The organism is Pseudomonas sp. MF7453 (genome assembly GCF_016405455.1).
GTDB lineage: Bacteria > Pseudomonadota > Gammaproteobacteria > Pseudomonadales > Pseudomonadaceae > Aquipseudomonas > Aquipseudomonas paralactis.
Genome location: NZ_JAEKCN010000012.1, coordinates 46,750 through 66,356, shown reverse-complemented (window position 1 = coordinate 66,356; position 19,607 = coordinate 46,750). Strand labels below are relative to the sequence as shown.

The 19,607-nt window shown below is 60.0% G+C and carries 19 protein-coding genes; 4 read left to right on the top strand and 15 right to left on the bottom strand.

All coding sequences use genetic code 11. The features are described from left to right. Positions 1 to 30 precede the first annotated feature (30 nt). Positions 31 to 531 carry a hypothetical protein gene (locus JFT63_RS19190; protein WP_057702469.1) on the top strand — a complete coding sequence of 167 codons (501 nt, stop codon included), beginning with the start codon at positions 31 to 33 and terminating at the stop codon, positions 529 to 531. 58 nt (positions 532 to 589) lie between these two features. On the opposite strand, the gene hutG is transcribed toward JFT63_RS19190, so the two are convergent. The 12 genes from hutG to hutC form a co-directional block, all read right to left on the bottom strand. Continuing rightward, entirely contained in the window at positions 590 to 1,393 is an 804-nt protein-coding gene (gene hutG, locus JFT63_RS19185) for an N-formylglutamate deformylase (protein WP_057702468.1), read from the bottom strand. A gap of 11 nt (positions 1,394 to 1,404) precedes the next feature. Beyond that, positions 1,405 to 2,610, bottom strand: a complete 1,206-nt coding sequence (gene hutI, locus JFT63_RS19180; RefSeq protein ID WP_186559668.1) for an imidazolonepropionase — start codon at positions 2,608 to 2,610, stop codon at positions 1,405 to 1,407. A 15-nt stretch (positions 2,611 to 2,625) separates the two neighbouring features. Further along, entirely contained in the window at positions 2,626 to 4,035 is a 1,410-nt protein-coding gene (locus JFT63_RS19175; RefSeq protein ID WP_005783962.1) for an amino acid permease, read from the bottom strand. 158 nt (positions 4,036 to 4,193) lie between these two features. Then, positions 4,194 to 5,726 (bottom strand): histidine ammonia-lyase, encoded by a 1,533-nt coding sequence (hutH, locus tag JFT63_RS19170; RefSeq protein WP_057702466.1) that lies wholly within the window; start codon positions 5,724 to 5,726, stop codon positions 4,194 to 4,196. Positions 5,727 to 5,758: 32 nt separating this feature from the next. Continuing rightward, a complete protein-coding gene (locus tag JFT63_RS19165) occupies positions 5,759 to 7,267 on the bottom strand; it encodes an HAL/PAL/TAL family ammonia-lyase (protein WP_057702465.1) in 1,509 nt (502 codons plus the stop codon). 121 nt (positions 7,268 to 7,388) lie between these two features. Next, positions 7,389 to 8,213 carry a quaternary amine ABC transporter ATP-binding protein gene (locus tag JFT63_RS19160; protein ID WP_186559670.1) on the bottom strand — a complete coding sequence of 275 codons (825 nt, stop codon included), beginning with the start codon at positions 8,211 to 8,213 and terminating at the stop codon, positions 7,389 to 7,391. Beyond that, positions 8,210 to 9,061 carry an ABC transporter permease gene (locus tag JFT63_RS19155; RefSeq protein ID WP_198707873.1) on the bottom strand — a complete coding sequence of 284 codons (852 nt, stop codon included), beginning with the start codon at positions 9,059 to 9,061 and terminating at the stop codon, positions 8,210 to 8,212. The genes JFT63_RS19160 and JFT63_RS19155 overlap by 4 nt, the downstream gene beginning before the upstream one ends. 71 nt (positions 9,062 to 9,132) lie before the next feature. Continuing rightward, positions 9,133 to 10,098: an ABC transporter substrate-binding protein gene (locus tag JFT63_RS19150; protein ID WP_198844531.1), complete on the bottom strand. Its 966-nt coding sequence runs from the start codon at positions 10,096 to 10,098 to the stop codon at positions 9,133 to 9,135. A gap of 69 nt (positions 10,099 to 10,167) precedes the next feature. After that, positions 10,168 to 11,613: a purine-cytosine permease family protein gene (locus JFT63_RS19145; RefSeq protein WP_186559676.1), complete on the bottom strand. Its 1,446-nt coding sequence runs from the start codon at positions 11,611 to 11,613 to the stop codon at positions 10,168 to 10,170. A gap of 148 nt (positions 11,614 to 11,761) precedes the next feature. After that, the gene (gene hutU / locus JFT63_RS19140) at positions 11,762 to 13,432 is read right to left on the bottom strand and encodes a urocanate hydratase (RefSeq protein ID WP_014716533.1); all 1,671 of its coding nucleotides are present in this window, start codon (positions 13,430 to 13,432) and stop codon (positions 11,762 to 11,764) included. A gap of 401 nt (positions 13,433 to 13,833) precedes the next feature. Beyond that, positions 13,834 to 14,394, bottom strand: coding sequence for a HutD/Ves family protein (locus JFT63_RS19135; RefSeq protein ID WP_186559678.1), 561 nt, complete (start codon positions 14,392 to 14,394; stop codon positions 13,834 to 13,836). After that, positions 14,391 to 15,101, bottom strand: a complete 711-nt coding sequence (gene hutC / locus JFT63_RS19130) for a histidine utilization repressor (RefSeq protein WP_232910453.1) — start codon at positions 15,099 to 15,101, stop codon at positions 14,391 to 14,393. The genes JFT63_RS19135 and hutC overlap by 4 nt, the downstream gene beginning before the upstream one ends. Before the next feature lie 147 nt (positions 15,102 to 15,248). On the opposite strand from hutC, the gene JFT63_RS19125 reads away from it, so the two are divergent. Continuing rightward, positions 15,249 to 16,613: a formimidoylglutamate deiminase gene (locus JFT63_RS19125; protein ID WP_198844530.1), complete on the top strand. Its 1,365-nt coding sequence runs from the start codon at positions 15,249 to 15,251 to the stop codon at positions 16,611 to 16,613. Positions 16,614 to 16,739: 126 nt separating this feature from the next. Here the strand turns inward: JFT63_RS19125 and JFT63_RS19120 are convergent, their stop codons facing one another. Beyond that, positions 16,740 to 17,309 (bottom strand): lipocalin family protein, encoded by a 570-nt coding sequence (locus JFT63_RS19120; protein ID WP_057702458.1) that lies wholly within the window; start codon positions 17,307 to 17,309, stop codon positions 16,740 to 16,742. 30 nt (positions 17,310 to 17,339) lie between these two features. Then, complete coding sequence (locus JFT63_RS19115) at positions 17,340 to 17,594, bottom strand: lipoprotein (RefSeq protein ID WP_033897714.1); 255 nt, start codon at positions 17,592 to 17,594, stop codon at positions 17,340 to 17,342. Between the two features lie 220 nt (positions 17,595 to 17,814). On the opposite strand from JFT63_RS19115, the gene JFT63_RS19110 reads away from it, so the two are divergent. Next, positions 17,815 to 18,087 carry a type II toxin-antitoxin system Phd/YefM family antitoxin gene (locus tag JFT63_RS19110; RefSeq protein ID WP_003171142.1) on the top strand — a complete coding sequence of 91 codons (273 nt, stop codon included), beginning with the start codon at positions 17,815 to 17,817 and terminating at the stop codon, positions 18,085 to 18,087. Further along, entirely contained in the window at positions 18,084 to 18,407 is a 324-nt protein-coding gene (locus JFT63_RS19105; RefSeq protein ID WP_198844529.1) for a type II toxin-antitoxin system RelE/ParE family toxin, read from the top strand. Before JFT63_RS19110 ends, JFT63_RS19105 begins: the two co-directional genes overlap by 4 nt. A gap of 53 nt (positions 18,408 to 18,460) precedes the next feature. Here the strand turns inward: JFT63_RS19105 and JFT63_RS19100 are convergent, their stop codons facing one another. After that, entirely contained in the window at positions 18,461 to 19,471 is a 1,011-nt protein-coding gene (locus JFT63_RS19100) for a class 1 fructose-bisphosphatase (RefSeq protein ID WP_003187818.1), read from the bottom strand. Between the last annotated feature and the right edge of the window lie 136 nt (positions 19,472 to 19,607).

The window sequence follows — 19,607 nt, the reverse complement described above, 5'->3', positions numbered from 1 at the left end:
AACGCCTGCCTCTAAAAGGGAGATCCGATTATGAGCTCGCCATCATTGCAACACGACACGCCCGAAGAATTCGTGGCAACGGTCAAATACCAAGATAAGACAGAACACTTCAAGGCCAACAAAGTGAACATTCTAAAGAGTGTGGATAACTACGGCGTTAAGTGCTGGACGCTAATGGGCTTTCACGATACCCAGGATAAAAACACCGGTCGCGCGCTGGCCAATGGCATTCACCTTTACATTGAGAGAGCCCCCCAGAAGGGTAGCCACACGCTGGTTCGCGCCTTAAGGCTGCCAGACTTTAAAAAAAACAGCGCACGCTATATAAAATATCTGGACGATATTCCAGACGAGAAGAATGAACTGGATACACTCGAGGAGTTTATAGGACGCGATGGACGCATAGCCTATGAATGGGATGCAGGCAAAAAGAGCATCATCGGCACCTTTACATTCAAAGCTATCGACTTCGATGACCTTCCATTCCAGGTAGAGGGCCACTTTAAACTGTTCAATCCTGGCGGCGAATGATTCAACACACACGAAACACAAGGGGGCGATCATCTACAAGCCGATGATCGCCGCTCTTTTACTTCCCGTACCGTTGGCCGCCCCATGCCAAAAGAGCGTCCAGCAACTGCCTTAACACCACTCGCGTCGGCGCGGCCAAATCCTCGCGATAACGGAACGGCTCAAACTCTTCCATATAGGTGCTCTGGCACAACTCCAGTTGCACGGCATGGATATCTTGCGCCGGGTCACCGTAGTGCCGGGTGATATGGCCGCCCTTGAAGCGCCCGTTCAGCACATGGGTGTACTGGGGATGCTGGGCGCAGATGGCTTCCAACTGACTGGCCAATTCTGGATCGCAGGCGGCGCCATTGAAGGTGCCGAGGTTGAAATCCGGTAATTTGCCGTCGAACAGGTGTGGGATCACCGAGCGGATCGAGTGCGCGTCGAACAGCAGCGCGTAGCCGAACTCGGCCTTGAGGCGTGCCAGTTCTTCTTGCAGTTGGCGGTGGTACGGCCCCCAGATTTTTTGCAGGTAACTGGCCCGTTCTTCTTCGGAGGGCGTTTGCCCTTCACGGAACAACGGCACGCCATCGAACAGCGTCTGCGGATACAGGCCAGTAGTGGCGCCGGCATACAGCGGCTTGTTATCGGAAGGGCGGTTCAAGTCGATGACAAACCGCGAGTACTCTGCCGCCAGGGTGCTGGCGCCCAGTTCTTGGGCAAAGTCATACAACAGCGGTATATGCCAGTCGGTGTCCGGCAGGCTTTGCGCCTGGGGGATCAACCCGGACTCGACCGCAGGGGTGAGCCGCAGGCCGGCGTGGGGCATGCTGATCAGCAGCGGTACGCGGCCTTGTTTGAATGTCAGAACCTTATCCACAACACCACTCCTTATGCAGTGACGTCGACGCCGTGGCGCACAACGCGTTTATCCAACTCGCCGCCCAGCCAGTAGGCAAGGTCGGCGGGGCGATCAATCTGCCAGGCAACAAAGTCGGCAACCTTGCCCGCTTCCAGGGAACCATGGGTATCGCCCATGCCCAACGCGGTGGCCGCGTGTTGCGTGGCGCCGGCCAGGGCTTCTTCCGGGGTCATGCGAAACAGGGTGCAGGCCATGTTCAGCATCAAACGCACCGACAACGCCGGGGAAGTGCCGGGGTTGAGATCGCTGGCGATGGCGATCTTCACGCCGTGCTTGCGCAGGGCCTCCATGGGCGGCAACTGGGTTTCACGCAGAAAGTAAAATGCACCCGGCAGCAACACCGCAACGGTGCCGGCAGCGGCCATGGCGATGGCGTCCTCTTCGGTCATGAACTCAAGGTGGTCGGCCGACAGCGCGTGATAGCGCGCCGCCAGGCTGGAACCGTGCAGCGACGAAAGCTGCTCGGCGTGCAGCTTCACCGGCAAGCCAAGCTGTTGGGCAACCTTGAACACGCGCTCGACCTGTTCGGGGGAGAACGCCAGGTATTCACAGAACGCATCCACCGCATCCACCAGGCCTTCTGCGGCCAGCGCCGGCAGCATCTCATTGCAGATGTGCTCAATGTAATCATCGGCGCGGTCTTTATACTCCGGCGGCAGCGCGTGAGCGGCCAGGCACGTGGCGCGCACGCTGACCGGCAGCGCGTCACCCAGACGCCGGGCCACGCGCAACATCTTGCGCTCGTTGGCCAAGTCCAGGCCGTAGCCGGACTTGATCTCCACCGTGGTCACGCCGTCACGCAGCAAACTGCGCAGGCGCTTTTCAGCACTGGCAAACAGTTCATCTTCCGTGGCGGCGCGGGTGGCACGCACGGTGCTGGCAATACCGCCGCCCTTGGCCGCGATGTCGGCGTAGCTGACGCCTTCGAGGCGCTGCTCGAATTCGCCGCTGCGGTTACCACCAAACACGGTGTGGGTGTGGCAGTCGATCAGCCCGGGGGTGACCCACGCGCCTTGCAGGTCATGCACCTGGGCGTAATCGCCTGTCGGTGCCTGGCTGCGCGGGCCGATCCACTCGATCAGCGAGCCCGCAGTCACCATGGCGGCATCCTCGATAATCGAGTATCTGCCCTGAGCCATGGTTGCGACGTGGCAGTGTTGCCAAAGGGTTTTCATCAACGCCTCCCTAAGTTATCGATGAGACAAAGCCTGTTCGTAATGGACCTTGGCCGCTTGCCCGGCGGCGGGTTTGACCCACAGCAGGTACGCGACGATCAGCAGCACAATCCATACGGCGCCGACCATCAAGGCGGCCTGGGTGTCCGGGAAGTAACCGAGCACACCAAACACGAACAGCATGAATACAATGGCCGCTGCCGGCGCATAGGGCCAGAACGGCACCGGGAATTTCAGTTCGGCGACCTGCTCTTTGGTCATTGAGCGACGCATGGCGACCTGGGTAAACAGGATCATCAGCCATACCCACACAGTGGCGAACGTGGCAATCGAAGCGATCAGCAGGAATACGTTTTCCGGGATCAGGTAGTTGAGCACCACGCCGCCGAGCAACGCGGCGCCCATCACCACCACGGTCATCCACGGCACGCCCTGTTTGGACAATTGCGCGAAGCCCTTGGGCGCCTGGCCTTGCTGGGCCAGGCCGTACATCATGCGACCGGCACCGAAGATGTCGCTGTTGATGGCCGACACCGCAGCCGAAATCACCACGATATTGAGGATGGTCGCCGCCGAGCCTATCCCCAGGTTACTGAAGATCTGCACAAACGGGCTGCCCTGGCTGCCGATCTGCGGCCACGGGTAGATCGCCATCAACACGAACAGGGTCAGCACGTAGAACAACAGGATACGCAGCGGCACCGCATTGATTGCCTTGGGGATCACACGCTGTGGGTCTTTGGCTTCACCGGCAGTGATACCGATGATTTCGATACCGCCGAACGCAAACATCACCACCGCAAACGAGGCGATCAACCCGCCAATGCCGTTGGGCATAAAGCCGCCGTGGGCCCACAGGTTACTCAGGCCGCTAGCCTGGGTTTCACCGGCAGAGTGAATGCCGAACAGCATGATGCCGAAGCCGCCGAGGATCATCGCCACGATGGCACCGACCTTGAGCAACGACAGCCAGAATTCCATTTCGCCAAAGACTTTGACGTTGCACAGGTTCAGGCCACCGATCAAAAACACAATGCCCAGCACCCAGACCCAACGGGCTACCTCGGGAAACCAGAAGCCCATGTAGATGCCGAACGCGGTGACGTCGGCCAGGCAGACGATGATCATTTCAAAGGCGTAGGTCCAGCCGAGGATAAACCCGGCCATAGGCCCTAGGTAGGTGCTGGCGTAGTGGCCGAAGGAGCCGGATACCGGGTTGTGCACGGCCATTTCGCCGAGGGCGCGCATCACCATGAACACGGCGGCGCCGCCAATCAGGTAAGCCAGCAGTACGGCAGGGCCAGCCATCTGGATGGCGGAGGCAGACCCATAGAACAGCCCGGTGCCAATCGCGGAACCGAGTGCCATAAAGCGAATATGTCGGGCGTTGAGCCCGCGTTTCAAACCTTTTTCTGGCTGGTGCATTTCTCTTCCCTATTATTCTTATCCCGAGAAAATCTGAATCTGGCGAAAATCAATGTGGGAGCTGGCTTGCCTGCGATGGCGGACTTCCAGCCAGCCCATCTGGCGCAGACACACCGCTATCGCAGGCAAGCCAGCTCCCACATTGGGTACCGGTGAGCTTAAAGGCTCGGCAGCAACTTGGCCGGTACCAGCTCATTCAGGCAGCGGGTGGCTAGCAGTTCGCTGGCGGCGTTGATGTCTGGGGCGAAGAAGCGGTCCTTGTCATAGAACGCCACTTTGTCGCGCAGGATGCCGCGGGCTTTTTCCAGTTTTGGCGAGGTTTTCAGGCCATCGCGCAGGTCCAGGCCCTGGCAGGCTGCAAGCCACTCAACGGCCAGAATGCCACGGGTGTTCTCGGCCATTTCCCACAGGCGCTTGCCGGCAGCCGGGGCCATGGACACGTGGTCTTCCTGGTTGGCCGAAGTCGGCAGGCTGTCGACGCTATGGGGATGGGCCAACGCCTTGTTCTCGCTGGCGAGCGCGGCAGCGGTCACCTGGGCAATCATGAAACCGGAGTTCACCCCGCCATTGCCCACCAAAAACGGCGGCAGTTGCGACATGTGTTTGTCCATCATCAACGAGATACGACGCTCGCTCAGCGAGCCGATTTCGGCAATCGCCAGGGCCATGTTATCGGCGGCCATGGCCACCGGTTCGGCGTGGAAGTTGCCGCCGGAAATCACATCGCCTTCGGCGGCAAATACCAGCGGGTTATCCGACACGGCGTTGGCTTCCACGACCAGCACTTCGGCGGCCTGGCGGAACTGGGTCAGGCAGGCGCCCATGACCTGTGGTTGGCAACGCAGGGAGTACGGGTCTTGCACCTTGTCGCAGTTCTGGTGGGACTGGGATACCTGGCTGCTTTCGCCCAACAGATCGCGATAGGCCGCAGCCGAATCGATTTGCCCGCGCTGGCCACGAGCGGCATGAATGCGCGCATCGAACGGCGAGCGCGAACCCAATACCGCTTCCACGGTCAGGCCGCCACACGCAAGCGCACCGGCGAACAGGTCTTCACCTTCGAACAGGCCGCGCAATGCATAAGCGGTGGACACCTGGGTGCCGTTGAGGAGGGCCAGGCCCTCTTTGGCGGCCAGGGTCAGCGGCGTCAGGCCAGCCACTTTCAGCGCTTCGGTCGCCTCCAGCCACTCGCCCTTGTAGCGTGCCTTGCCTTCGCCAAGCAGTACCAGAGACATATGCGCCAAGGGCGCCAAGTCACCGGAGGCGCCGACCGAACCCTTGAGCGGAATGTGCGGGTACACCTGGGCATTGATCAGCGCGATCAGCGCGTCGATCACCTGGCGACGAATCCCGGAGAAGCCGCGGCTCAGGCTGTTGACCTTGAGCACCATCACCAGCCGCACCAGCGCATCGCTGATCGGCTCACCGACACCGGCAGCGTGGGACAGCACCAGGGAACGCTGGAGGTTTTCCAGGTCTTCACTGGCAATGCGGGTCGAGGCCAGCAGGCCAAAACCGGTGTTGATGCCATAGGCAGTGCGGTTCTCGGCGAGGATCTGCTCCACGCAGGCAACACTGGCTTCGATCTGGGCCGAGGCACTGTCATCCAGGCTGAGGGTTACCGGCTGCTGGTAGATGGCACGCAGTTGGGCGAGGCTCAGTTGGCCTGGAATCAGGTTTAGCGCAGTCACATTCGTTCTCCTTGTGAATTATTCTTAAGTGTTCAGTGCAAATTCGGTAACGCAGTGTCTTTAAGCAAGCGGGCAGCGGCGGCAATATCCGGCGCCAGCCAGCGGTCCTGTTCGTAAGCGGGGACCACTTCGCGCAGCAAGCGCCAGGCATGGTCGGTGCCGGCGCCGAAGCGCTGGCTCTTGAGGAACTCGAACGCCTGAGCCGCCAGCAGGTATTCGATGGCAAGAATCTGGGTAAGGTTGGCCAGTACCTGGTGCAGCTTGAGCGCGGCGTTGGTGCCCATGCTCAAGTGGTCTTCCTGCAGGCCCGAGGTGACGAAGTTGTCGAGCACCGCCGGTTGCGCCAGCTGACGGTTTTGCCCGCACAGGGACGCGGCGACGTACTGCACGATCATCATTCCGGAGTTGACCCCGGGGTTGCTGACCAGAAAGGCCGGCAAGCCGCTGACGTGCGGATTGATCAGGCGGTCCAGGCGGCGCTCGGCCACCGAGCCGATTTCGGCCATGGCGATGGCGAGCATGTCGGCCGCCAGCGCCACGGACTGGCCGTGGGGGTTGGCCTGGGACACTACGCGGTAGCTGACCGGTGTGCCGAGCACCAAAGGGTTGTCGGTGGCGCTGTTGAGTTCGGTCTCGATCTGGCGCGTGGCGTGCTCCACCTGATCGCGGGCCGCGCCGTGAATCTGCGGGATCGAGCGAAGGCTCAAGGCGTCCTGGGTGCGGATGCCTTTGCTGCCGGCGATCACTTCACTGCCGTCGAGCAGAGCACGCAGGTTACTGCCCACTTGCTGCATACCCGGGTGCGGCTTGAGGGCGATGATTTCTGCGTCAAAGGCGTCGATCTGGCCGCGTTGGGCTTCGAAACTCATGGCACCGACCACGTCGGCCCATTGCAACAGGTGGTGCGCGTCGGCCAGGGCCAGGCAACTCAGCCCGGTCATGCACGGCGTGCCGTTGACCAGGCAAAGGCCGTCCTTGGCACCGAGCACCACCGGCTGCAAGCCTTCAGCCTGCAACGCGTATTGCGCCGTGACGATCCGGCCGCGGTAGCTCACATTGCCGATACCGAGCAACGCCACGCCAATATGGGCCATGTGGGTCAGATACCCCACCGAGCCCTGGGACGGCACCTGCGGCGTGATGCCGTGATTGAGCAGCGCCAGCAGCGAGTGCACCACCTGCGGGTGCAGCCCGGATTTACCGTGGCTGTAGTTGATGATTGCCGCGCAGATTATTGCCCGGGTCTGCTCGTCACTGAGCACCGGGCCCACGCCGCAGGCATGGCTGAGCAGCGTATTGCGCGACAGTTGGCTCAGTTGCTCGCCCTCAAGCGACACATTGCACAACGCGCCCAGGCCGGTGTTCACGCCATAGGCGCGTTCGCCGCTGGCGACGATGCGCTGCACGATGGCCTGGGCATTGTCGATGCGCGCCCAGGCGTGGCCCGAGAGTTCGAGCACGGCGCCGTGGCGGGCGACGGCGGCCACGTCCTGCCAGCGCATGGGGGCATCGGCGATGATGATTTTGGTTGCCTGGGACATCGTTGACCTCTTCATATTCTCTAAACCTTTGGCGGCCTCATCGCGGGCAAGCCCGGCTCCCACATTTGAACTGTGTGAACCCAATCAAATGTGGGAGCTGGCTTGCCTGCGATGGCGTCCGTCAGACCACCGCCGCCCGGCGCTGAACAAAGCGGTCCACATACTCATCCGCCGGCGAATGCAGGATCTCCCGCGGCGTGCCGACCTGGATCAGCTTGCCGTCCTTGAGGATCGCAATGCGGTTACCAATGCGCACGGCTTCGTCGAGGTCATGGGTGATAAACACGATGGTTTTGTGCAGGGTCTTTTGCAGCTCAAGCAACTGGTCCTGCATTTCGGCGCGGATCAGCGGGTCGAGGGCGCTGAAGGCTTCGTCCATCAGGATGATGTCGGTGTCTGCAGCCAAGGCGCGGGCCAGGCCGACACGCTGGCGCATACCGCCGGACAGCTGATGCGGGTACTTGTTTTCATAGCCCTTGAGGCCCACGGTTTCGATCCAGTGCAGGGCGCGCTCGGCACACACTTGCCTGGTTTCGCCGCGCACCTTGAGGCCGTAGGCGACGTTGTCGAGCACGCTCTTGTGGGGCAGCAGGCCGAAGCTCTGGAACACCATGCTGATCTTGTGGCGACGGAATTGGCGCAGGGCTTCCATGTCCAGTTGCAGGATGTCTTCGCCGTCCACCAGGATCGCGCCACTGGTGGGATCGATCAGGCGGTTGAAATGGCGCACCAGGGTGGACTTGCCGGAACCCGACAGGCCCATGATCACGAAGATCTCACCGGTGGCGATGCTCAGGGACAGATCGTTCACGCCGACCACGCAACCGGTCTCGGCCAGTACCTGGTCCTTGGTCTTGCCCTGGCCAACCAGCGCCAGCGCTTCGCTGGAACGGTTGCCGAAGATCTTGAAGACGTTTTTGACTTCGATTTTGCTGACAGTCGTCATTTGCTCGCCTCATGCCGTGGGCGGCCATAAGCCTGGGTAATGCGGTCGATGACCACTGCAAGAATCACGATCGCCAGCCCGGCTTCAAGGCCGCGGCCAACGTTGAGGGTCTGGATGCCGACAAGCACGTCTTCACCCAAGCCACGGGCGCCGATCATTGAGGCGATCACCACCATCGACAGCGCCATCATGGTGGTCTGGTTGATCCCGGCCATGATGCTTGGCAGCGCCAGCGGCAATTGCACGCCGAACAGTTGCTGCCAGCGGTTGGCGCCGAAGGCGTTGATGGCTTCCATGACTTCGCCATCGACCTGGCGAATGCCCAGGTCGGTCAGGCGAATCAGTGGCGGCGCGGCGTAGATCACCGTGGCGAAAATCGCCGGCACCTTGCCCAGGCCGAACAACATCAGCACCGGGATCAGGTACACGAAGCTGGGCATGGTTTGCATGATGTCCAGCAGCGGCATCAACACCGAACGCAGGCGATTACTGCGCGCCGACAGGATGCCCAGGGGGATGCCGATCAACACCGAAATCACCGTGGCCACCATCATCAGTGCCAGGGTTTGCATCAGCTTGTCCCACAGGCCAACGGCGCCCACCAGGAACAGCAGACCGACGATCACCGTCGTGGTCACCAGCTTGCGCGTGGCGTGCCAGGCGATGCCCCCGACAATGGCCAGCATCAGCCACCAGGGCGCCATGCGCAGCAGGCCTTCCAGGTTAACGATGGCCCATAGCAGGGTGTCGGAGATGTGCCGGAACACATCGCCGTAGTTGGTGACCAGTGAATCCACCCAACCGTTGACCCAGTCGGCGATGGAAAAGGTAAAACTCTCAGGAAACATATCGTGCTCTCGATCCAGTGGGTTGTGGCCAGCCGCCCGGCCACCCTTGAGGGTAGCCGCGCACACTTGACCTACAAGGCCGCGTCGATTTTCTTGGCTGCGTCGTCGCTCACCCAGGCGTGCCAGACTTCAGGATGTTCCTTGAGGAAAATTTTCGCCAGTTTCGGCGACTCGATACGCTCCTTGGCCATGCGGCCCAGGTTCTGGTTCAGCAGGTCGATGGGCAGGTTGACCTTTTCCAGCACGGCCACCAGTTCGGGGGCTTGCTCGTAGAAAGTCTTGGAGAGGCCGACCTTGATGCTCACGCTTTTATCCACGCCGGGCTTTTCTTCCAGTTTGACCAGGTCGACCTGGCCCATCAGCGGCGTCGGCGACCAGTAGTAAAACAGGATCGGCTCGCCACGCTTGTAGCTCGACAGCACCGCCGCATCCAGCGCCGGGCCTGTGCCCGGGCGGAAGTTGGTATAGGTGCTTTCCAGGCCGTAGCTCTTGAGCATTTCGCTGTTGTCCAGCTCACAGGTCCAGCCGGCCGGGCAATTGTAGAAACGGCCCTTGGACGGTTCTTCCTGATCCTTGAATACCGAGGCGTACCTGGCCAGGTCAGCGATGTTTTTCAGGTCCGGTGCCTTGGCTTCCAGCTTGCGTTTGGCATCACCTTCGATCACATAGCGCGGCACGTACCAGCCCTCCACCGCACCAACCACCGGGGCGCCAACACCGACAACCTTGCCGGCCTTTTCGGCCTTGTTCCAGACTTCGCTGCGGCCCACCCACTCTTCGGCGAACACCTGAATATCGTTGCTGCTCAAGGCGTTTTCCATGGTGATGGAGTTGCCCGGCAGGCTGTCGGTTTTGCAGTCGTAGCCTTTTTCCAGCACGGTTTGCAGGATGTCGGTGAGCAACATGCCGCTTTCCCAATTCAGCCCGGCGAATTTCACCGGCTTGCCGGATTCGCACCAGCCGGCCGCCTGGGCGCCGGCACTCGCCAGCAAGCCCGCAGAGAGCAACGTAGTCAGCAGGGTCTTATGCATTTTCATTGTTGTGACGCTCCCAATCATGAAATGGATTACGGCAGTCAAAAGGCGTCCTGCCTCGTCCACGTCCCATCAGGCTTGTGCAGCCAGCCCGTCTGTTGTGGGTAAAGCGCCCTGCTCTTTTGGCAGGATCAGGTGATCGGGTACCGTGCCGTGCCATTTTTTCGCACACACGTAATAGAGGGCCGCAGGCAGCACCAGGCCGATGATCCAGGAAATATCCACGTCACCCAGCGCGGCCACCAAAGGACCGGTGTAGAACTTGGTCGAGATGAACGGCAACTGCACCAGCACGCCGAAGACATACACGCTGATACCCAGCAAGTTCCAGCGACCATAACGACCGTTGGGGTCGGCCAGTGCCGGCACGTCATAGCGTTCGCGGGTTATGCAGTAGTAATCCACCAGATTGATCGCGCTCCAGGGCGTGAAAAACGCCAGCAGGAACAGGATGAACGACTTGAATGCACCGAGGAACGAGTGCTGGCCGAGCAAGGCGATCAGGGTTGCCGTACCGACGATGGCCAGCACGAACACCAGGCGTTGCAGACGCGTGACCTCCAGGCGTCCACGGAAACCGCTGATGATGGTCGCAATGCACATGAAGCTGCCGTAGGAGTTGAGCGTGGAGATGGTGACCTTGCCGAATGCGATGCTGAAATACAGCAACGCAGCGGTGGCTCCCGTGCCGCTCAATCCCACGATGTAGGCCACTTCATGCCCGGCAAACTGGCCGTTGGACATGGCCGCGGCGAACACGCCGAGCACCATTGCCACCTGCGCGCCGATGACCGATCCCGCGCCGGCGGCGAGAAAGGTTTTCACTGACGACGTATTGCTCGGCAGGTAACGCGAATAGTCCGCCACGTAGGGGCCGAAAGCGATCTGCCAGGAGGCCGCAAGCGACACGGCCAACAGAAAGCTGCTCCAGCTGAAGTGGCGGATTTGCAGGAGCGCGCCAACGTCGGTCTGGCTCATCAGGCGACTGAACAGATATACAAAGGCAATCACGCCGATGATGCTGGCGACACGGCCGATGAAGTGGATCACCCGGTAACCCAGTACGGTGACCAGCACGATGACACTGGCGAAAATCAGAATACCTACGCTGTCGCTGACTCCGAACAATTGGCCCAGTGCCTGACCCGACAGCACGGTGCCGGTCGCGGTGAAACCCACGTACATCAAGCACACCAGCACGATCGGGATAGCCGCACCATACACGCCGAACTGCACCCGACTGGAGATCATCTGCGGCAAGCCGAGCTTGGGCCCTTGCGCGGCATGCAACGCCATGACGCCGCCGCCGATCAGTTGACCGATGAGCAGGCCGATCAACGACCAGAACACATCACCACCCAGCACCACGGCCAACGCCCCGGTGACAATCGCAGTGATCTGCAGGTTGGCACCCATCCACAGGGTGAACTGGCTGAATAGACGACCATGTCTTTCCGCTTCCGGGATGTAGTCGATCGAACGTTTCTCGATCAACGGGGTGGTGTCGTTTGCAGCCATGTTGTTCAACCTCTGATGGATTGTTTTGTATGCATCTTGCTCTTCTGTGGGAGCTGGCTTGCCTGCGATAGCATCGCCTCGGTCTTACTGTCAGACCGCGTCGTCTGCATCGCAGGCAAGCCAGCTCCCACAGGTACTGCGCCAGCCGTTACTTGATCATCGGCAGGTTCAGGCCCTGTTCCTTGGCGCAGTCGATAGCAATCTGATAACCCGCATCGGCATGACGCATCACCCCGGTCGCCGGGTCGTTGTGCAGCACCCGCGCAATCCGCTCGGCCGCTTCGTCAGTACCGTCGCAGACGATTACCATCCCTGAGTGCTGGGAGAAGCCCATGCCCACACCGCCGCCGTGGTGCAACGAGACCCAGGTCGCACCGCTCGCGGTATTGAGCAAGGCATTGAGCAACGGCCAGTCGGACACGGCATCGGAGCCATCCTGCATGGCTTCGGTTTCACGGTTGGGGCTGGCGACAGAGCCCGAGTCCAGGTGGTCACGGCCAATCACGACCGGCGCGGACAGCTCGCCGCTGCGCACCATTTCGTTGAACGCCAGGCCCAACTTGGCGCGTTGGCCCAGGCCGACCCAGCAGATACGTGCCGGCAGGCCCTGGAAGCTGATGCGCTCGCGGGCCATGTCCAGCCAGTTGTGCAGGTGGGCGTCATCCGGGATCAGTTCTTTGACTTTGGCGTCGGTCTTGTAGATGTCTTGCGGGTCCCCGGACAGCGCCGCCCAGCGGAACGGGCCGATACCACGGCAGAACAGTGGGCGGATGTAGGCCGGTACAAAACCCGGGAAGTCGAACGCGTTTTCCACGCCCTCTTCCTGGGCCATCTGGCGAATGTTGTTGCCGTAGTCGAAGGTCGGGATGCCTTGCTTCTGGAATTCGAGCATGGCTTTAACGTGCACGGCCATGGACTGTTTGGCGGCCTTGATCACGGCAGCCGGCTCGGTTTTGGCGCGAGCGCGGTATTCGTCCCAGGTCCAGCCGGCAGGCAGGTAGCCATTGAGCGGGTCGTGGGCGCTGGTCTGGTCGGTGACCATGTCCGGGCGCACGCCACGCTTGACCAGCTCCGGCAGAATCTCGGCGGCGTTGCCCAGCAGGGCGATGGAGATGGCTTTGCCTTCCTTGGTGTATTTGGCAATGCGCGCCAGGGCGTCGTCGAGGTCGGTGGCTTGCTCGTCGACATAGCGGCTGTTCAAGCGGAAGTCGATGCTGACCTGTTGGCACTCGATGTTCAGCGAGCAGGCGCCGGCCAGGGTCGCGGCCAATGGCTGTGCGCCGCCCATGCCGCCGAGGCCCGCGGTGAGGACCCAACGGCCGGTGAGGTCACTGTTGTAATGCTGGCGCCCGGCTTCGACGAAGGTTTCGTAGGTGCCCTGGACGATGCCCTGGCTGCCGATGTAGATCCAGCTGCCGGCGGTCATCTGGCCGTACATGGCCAGGCCTTTGGCATCCAGCTCGTTGAAGTGTTCCCAACTGGCCCAGTGCGGCACCAGGTTGGAGTTGGCGATCAACACGCGCGGGGCGTTGCTGTGGGTCTTGAACACGCCGACCGGCTTGCCGGATTGCACCAGCAGGGTTTCGTCGTCGTTCAGATTGGTGAGGCTCTCGACGATCTGGTCGTAGCATTCCCAGTTGCGCGCCGCACGGCCGATACCGCCGTAAACCACCAGTTCCTTGGGGTTCTCGGCCACTTGCGGGTCGAGGTTGTTCATTAACATGCGCAACGGCGCTTCGGTCAGCCAGCTTTTGGCGGTGAGCTTGTTACCGCGGGCGGCGCGGATTTCGACGTCACGGTATTTTGTAGGCTTGGTCACAGCTAGGACTCCTCGGCGAACGATGCGCGGACACTGATGGTGCGAAGTCTTACGCACACATCTTTACTTGTATGTACAAGCATATGCAATCGAGCGGCCAACTTTAGCCGGGAGGGGTTGGGATTTTTTTGCACGGGGCGTGCGAGCCTTGTAAATCAAGGCTTCAACGCTTGATGAAATTTCTTACGGAGGTTTTTTGCAGCTAGGGGAATTTGTCACGGCAGCGAAGCTTTGCATCACGCTGGGGCGTTCGGTAACAAATGGGTGCGCGGGTTGGAAACAGATTCTGTGAACAATGCAAAAACAAATGTGGGAGCTGGCTTGCCTGCGATAGCAGTGTGTCAGTCAGCACATCCTAGGCTGATACACCGCTATCGCAGGCAAGCCAGCTCCCACAGTTTTTAACCGAGTGCGGTCAGTTCGATTACGCAGCTGCGGCCGCTGACCGAGATATCCAGCAAGCCAGTGTTACCGTCCACTTGCAGGCAATCGTGATGGCCGAGCTTCTCGCCCAGCACCTTCACCTCATCCGCCACGCTGAACACCAGCACCGTCTGCGCCGTGCTGAAAAACTGCTGCACGCCATCCACCCACTGCAACCGTGCGTGGTAACGCTGTGGCGAGTAGATCAGGTTGAAGTCGCGGATCGGCCCGGTGATCAAACGGCATGACACCTGGCTTTCGCCGTTGAACGCGAACGGCTGCAACGGTAACAAGCCGCGTTGCTCCTCACCGTCTACGGTCAACACCATACCGGCGCCTTTGATCACGGTGATCACGCGCTGGTAACCGGCAAAGGTAGAAAACCCACCCGACTCGGCGATATCGGCAATCGACAAACGCCAGCCAAATCCATCCAGGCCGGTGCCGGCGTCGCGGCTGATTTCTTCGGTGCTGCCGCCCCCGTTTTTCCACGGCATGCGCACGTAGTCGGCGGCGCGCCAGACCTTCGCTGTACTCATTTGCTGAACCGTCCTTCCAGGCTGTGACGGGAACCGGGGTGGATCAATCGCGCAGCGGTGACCGGCTGGCGACCCGACCAGGTGCGACGGCGAATCAACAGGCAGGGCTCGCTCGGCTCGATCTGCAACAGCTTGCACTCGTCTGCATCGGCCAGGATCGCTTCGACCACATGTTCACCCTCGGTGAGCGGCGCGACCTGGTTCAGATAGGCATAAGGGGTTTGCTGGGTGAAGTCCTGATGCAAGTACTCGGGTGCGACCAGGGCGTTGACGAAACGGTCTTCGATTTGCACCGGAATGTCGTTCTCGTAATGCACGATCAGCGAGTGAAACACGCGCCCGCCTTCGCGCATTTCCAGGGCGACGGCGCGTTCGGAGCCCGCGGCCTCTTCGCCCAGGGTGATGACCTGGCACGTATGCCGATGCCCACGGGAAGCGATTTCATCGGCAATGTTATGCACTTCAAACAGTGCCGACTGGCTCTTCGGCTCGGCCACGAAGGTCCCGACGCCTTGCATACGCACCAGCAAGCCTTCGGCGGTGAGTTCGCGCAGGGCACGGTTGATGGTCATGCGGCTGAAACCCAACTGGCTGACCAGTTCGCTTTCCGACGGAACGCGGTAATGGGGCGGCCAGTTGCCGTTGAGGATCTGCTGGCTGATCATCTGTTTGACGCGGGCATACAAGGGCGCCGGACTTTCGTCCATGTGGGCAGCCAGCGAAGACTTGGCAGGCGGAGTCGGCACGAGGAATCCTTGCAGGGGAAAAAGATGCATAGATTGCCGGAGTTTACCGAGCAGGCAAACGTCTGTATATGTATATACAAATAAACACACGACCGGGGTGCCTTGATCATGTCCGCTTTCTTTGCCGAACGCGCACTGCTGCCTAATGGATGGGCCAACGATGTACGTCTTGAAGTCAGCGCCGGTGGCCTGCTGACAAAGGTTGAGCCCAATGCCGGTGCAGAAGGCGCCGAACGGCTCAGAGGCCCGGTTTTGGCGGGCATGCCGAACCTGCACTCCCATGCGTTCCAGCGCGCCATGGCGGGTTTGGCCGAAGTGGCCGGCAACCCCAATGACAGCTTCTGGACCTGGCGCGATTTGATGTACCGGATGGTCGGCAAAATCAACCCCGAGCAGTTACAGATCATCGCCCGTCAGCTGTATATCGAAATGCTCAAGGCCGGCTACACCTCGGTGGCCGAGTTTCATTACGTGCATCACGATACCAATGGCCAGCCTTACGCCGACCGTACGGAACTGTCACGCCAGATCAGCCTGGCGGCCGCCGGCAGCGGCATCGGCCTGACCTTGCTGCCGGTGCTCTACACCCACGCAGGCTTTGGTGGCCAGGCGCCAAATGAAGGCCAGCGACGGTTTATCAACAGCACAGAACACTACCTGGACCTGCAAGCCCGCTTGCAGCCCATTCTGGCGGCACAACCAGCGCAGCAACTGGGCCTGTGCTTCCATTCCCTGCGCGCCGTCACCCCCGAACAAATCCACACCGTGCTGGCCGCCAGTGACAAGACCTGCCCGGTGCATATCCATATCGCCGAGCAACAAAAAGAAGTCGACGATTGCCTGGCCTGGAGCGGCAAGCGCCCGCTGCAATGGCTGTATGACAACGTTGAAGTGGACGAGCGCTGGTGCCTGGTACACGCCACCCATGCCGATGCTGACGAAGTGACACGCATGGCCAAGAGCCGAGCGATTGCCGGTTTGTGCCTGACCACCGAAGCCAACCTGGGCGATGGGATTTTCCCGGCGGTGGATTTTCTCGCCCAGGGCGGACGCATGGGTATCGGCTCCGACAGCCATGTGTCGCTGAGCGTGGTGGAGGAGCTACGTTGGTTGGAATATGGCCAGCGCCTGCGTGACCAACGGCGTAATCGCCTGTATCGCAGTGATCAGCCGATGGTTGGCCGCACGCTGTTCGATGCTGCGCTGGACGGTGGCGCACAAGCGCTGGGCCAGCCGATTGGGCGGCTGGAAGTAGGCAAGCGTGCGGATTGGATTGTGCTGGACGGTAGCGACCCGTACCTGGCGACGGCCAGTGAGGATGGGATTCTCAATCGCTGGCTATTTGCAGGTGGCGATCGCCAAGTGCGCGACGTGCTGGTCAATGGCAAGTGGGTGGTGCGAGATGGGCATCATGCAGGTGAAGAAGACAGCAGCCGGGCATTCACCCAGGTATTGAAGGATTTGCTGAACTAACGGCCAACCCATAACAACTGTGGGAGCTGGCTTGCCTGCGATACAGACACCTCGGTGCATCAGTTACACCGGGTGGATGCTATCGCAGGCAAGCCAGCTCCCACGTTTGATTGGGGATGCTGCCAATTACTGGGACGTCTTTGCCATCTGCTTGTCCGACGTACGCCAGATCAACCGCGTGGTGTCATAGCCTTGCTGTCGCGCCCTGCTGAGCAGGTCTTCGCGGGTATCGGCACTCACCGTCGGCGTGCGCGACAGGATCCACATATAGCGACGGCTCGGGCTGCCGACGATGGCGGTCTTGTAGTCATCGCTGACATACAGCACCCAGTAGTCGCCCTTGGCAACGCCCGGCAACAGTGATGTAAACCAGTTATTGAATTCCACCCACAGCTTGTCGGTCTTGCCTGGCACCTGCGGCGTGGCCGTGCCTTTGGCTTCTTGCCACTTCCATTCAGGCGTCAGGCAGCGGTTGAACACCGACATGTCGCCATCGGGCAGCAAGGTGTAACGCGCCTCGGATTGCGCGCAGTTGCGCTGGAAGTACATCGGCAATCGAGCCAACTCATACCAGGTGCCCTGGTAACGCTTGAGGTTGACGTTGGTTGCCGTCTTGGGTTGCAGATCATCGCCAGAATGGCTGGCGCAGCCCGCCAAAAACAGGCTGGCGCAAAGGAACAAAACAAAACGCATCATTCTTCTTCTCCCGCAGGCTCGCGCCCCGGTTTACTTCAGGCCTTGCCCGGAAAACATCAGAACTTTGTCACCGGCGTACTGCACGCTGATAAAGCTGTTTTTATCGCCCCAGGTGCAGCTGGACATGCCCAGTGCGCCGGAACAATCGGTCGGCTTGCCCAGCAACGACTCCACCTCGGCCTTGGCCATGCCGGCCGACAGTTTCTGGTAGTTTTCTTGATTGACCTTGCTGCAAGCGGCTAAGAGCACGCAAAAAGCCAGCAGGGCGAGACGGCGTAAAGACATGGAAAAGCTCCTGGAGAGACAAAGCAGCTGGGGTATCTGCCAGAAGCTTAGAAGGGAAAAGGGGTGTCTGGTTCCCGATGGGGGGTGGTATTTATTTTTTCTGTGAACTGGGCCCTTTAAGCGTATTCGGGAATGAATAATCACTGCCTTTGATCAGATCCGCCCTGTACCAGACCAAATTAAGACTAAAATCAGTCCCAAACTGTGTGAGGGTCATCCCATGAAATTCTCTTCCCAAATAAAACCGATCAGCTACTTGAAAAGTCATACCGCCGAGATCGTCAAAACCCTCACCGAAAGCCGTGAACCACTGGTTATCACCCAAAATGGCGAAGCGAAGCTGGTGGTGATGGATGTGAAGAGTTTTGAAGAACAGGCAGAAACCATGGCCTTGTTAAAGCTACTGGCCTTGGGCAACCGGCAAATTGAATTGGGGCAGTTTCAGGATATGGAGGACGTGTTCGCCGAACTGGACAAGGACGACGCTCAATGACCTTCAAGGTTGTGATTCTCCACTCGGCAAAACGCGACCTTAAAGACCTCAAGTCGTACCTCAGCCGGCAGTTCTCGGCAGCGACCTGGCAGCAGTCCTACGACGCGATCAAACAGGCAATACGCCTGCTTGAGGCTCAACCCTATGCAGGCTCGATACCGGAAGAAATCGAGAAGTTGAACCTGAGCCAATATCGACAGGTTGTCAGCGGAATGAACCGGATCATCTACGAAATCCGAGCCCCGTTCATTTACGTGCATATCATTGCCGACACACGTAAGAACCTGCAGGCGCTGCTGCTCAAGAACCTCATCCAATAAGAAAGCCCCGAAACGCTGACAGCATTTCGGGGCTTTTTTATTACCGCAAGATCTTATTTCTTGTGATAAGCCGTCACACGCTCAACTTCTTCCTTGGAGCCAAGGAACACCGCCACACGCTGGTGCAGGCCTTCAGGCTGGATGTCGAGAATGCGCTGATGGCCGTCGGTCGAAGCACCGCCTGCCTGCTCAACCAGGAACGACATCGGGTTGGCTTCGTACATCAGGCGCAGCTTGCCTGGCTTTGACGGCTCGCGGCTGTCGCGTGGGTACATGAACAAGCCACCACGGGTCAGGATGCGGTGTACATCGGCGACCATCGCGGCGACCCAGCGCATGTTGAAGTTCTTCTTCAACGGGCCTTCTTCGCCTTCCATCAACTCGTTGACGTAGCGCTTCACCGGTTCTTCCCAGTGACGCTGGTTGGACATGTTGATGGCGAATTCCTGGGTAGAAGCAGGAATCGAAATATCTTCGTGGGTCAGCACGAAGCTGCCCATTTCGCGGTCCAGAGTGAAGCCTTTGACGCCGTCGCCCAGGGTCAGCACCAGCATGGTCTGTGGGCCGTAGATCGCGTAACCGGCAGCCACCTGCTCGGTGCCTGGCTGCAGGAAGGCCTTTTCGTTCAGGGCTTCGTTCTGGCTCAGGTATTCGTTGGGGCAACGCAGTACCGAGAAGATGGTGCCGACCGGTGCGTTGATGTCGATGTTGGACGAACCGTCCAGTGGGTCGAATACCAACAGGTATGCGCCCTTCGGGTATTTGCCCGGGATCTGGTAGGCATTGTCCATTTCTTCGGACGCCATACCGGCCAGGTGGCCGCCCCACTCGTTGGCTTCGAGCAGGATTTCGTTGGACAGCACATCCAGTTTCTTCTGCACTTCGCCCTGCACGTTTTCAGTGCCCATGCTGCCCAGGACACCGCCCAGTGCGCCTTTGGAAACGGCGTGGCTGATTTCCTTGCAAGCACGCGCCACCACTTCGATAAGGAAGCGCAGATCGGCAGGCGTGTTGTTGCTGCGGGTCTGCTCGATCAAATAGCGACTCAAGGTAACGCGGGACATGGAAGGCTCCGGAGAATGGGGGGCTAAAAACCCGCGCAGTTTAGCGCGAGTCGGGGCTGATTTCCTCTAATCAGAGGATTTAACGCCAATAGAGTTCACGACCCGGCTTGATGTGGGAGGGGGCTTGCCCGCGATT

Excerpts from the sequence above, each read along its gene's own strand:
- JFT63_RS19135 (WP_186559678.1), bottom strand. The coding sequence starts at position 14,394 with ATGAGTACAGCGAAGGTCTGGCGCGCCGCCGACTACGTGCGCATGCCG.
- hutI (WP_186559668.1), bottom strand. The coding sequence starts at position 2,610 with ATGAAAACCCTTTGGCAACACTGCCACGTCGCAACCATGGCTCAGGGC.
- JFT63_RS19150 (WP_198844531.1), bottom strand. The coding sequence starts at position 10,098 with ATGAAAATGCATAAGACCCTGCTGACTACGTTGCTCTCTGCGGGCTTG.
- JFT63_RS19125 (WP_198844530.1), top strand. The coding sequence starts at position 15,249 with ATGTCCGCTTTCTTTGCCGAACGCGCACTGCTGCCTAATGGATGGGCC.
- JFT63_RS19165 (WP_057702465.1), bottom strand. The coding sequence starts at position 7,267 with ATGTCCCAGGCAACCAAAATCATCATCGCCGATGCCCCCATGCGCTGG.
- JFT63_RS19155 (WP_198707873.1), bottom strand. The coding sequence starts at position 9,061 with ATGTTTCCTGAGAGTTTTACCTTTTCCATCGCCGACTGGGTCAACGGT.
- JFT63_RS19100 (WP_003187818.1), bottom strand. The coding sequence starts at position 19,471 with ATGTCCCGCGTTACCTTGAGTCGCTATTTGATCGAGCAGACCCGCAGC.
- hutC (WP_232910453.1), bottom strand. The coding sequence starts at position 15,101 with ATGGACGAAAGTCCGGCGCCCTTGTATGCCCGCGTCAAACAGATGATC.
- JFT63_RS19120 (WP_057702458.1), bottom strand. The coding sequence starts at position 17,309 with ATGATGCGTTTTGTTTTGTTCCTTTGCGCCAGCCTGTTTTTGGCGGGC.
- JFT63_RS19175 (WP_005783962.1), bottom strand. The coding sequence starts at position 4,035 with ATGCACCAGCCAGAAAAAGGTTTGAAACGCGGGCTCAACGCCCGACAT.
- JFT63_RS19190 (WP_057702469.1), top strand. The coding sequence starts at position 31 with ATGAGCTCGCCATCATTGCAACACGACACGCCCGAAGAATTCGTGGCA.
- JFT63_RS19145 (WP_186559676.1), bottom strand. The coding sequence starts at position 11,613 with ATGGCTGCAAACGACACCACCCCGTTGATCGAGAAACGTTCGATCGAC.
- JFT63_RS19115 (WP_033897714.1), bottom strand. The coding sequence starts at position 17,594 with ATGTCTTTACGCCGTCTCGCCCTGCTGGCTTTTTGCGTGCTCTTAGCC.
- JFT63_RS19160 (WP_186559670.1), bottom strand. The coding sequence starts at position 8,213 with ATGACGACTGTCAGCAAAATCGAAGTCAAAAACGTCTTCAAGATCTTC.
- JFT63_RS19105 (WP_198844529.1), top strand. The coding sequence starts at position 18,084 with ATGACCTTCAAGGTTGTGATTCTCCACTCGGCAAAACGCGACCTTAAA.
- JFT63_RS19110 (WP_003171142.1), top strand. The coding sequence starts at position 17,815 with ATGAAATTCTCTTCCCAAATAAAACCGATCAGCTACTTGAAAAGTCAT.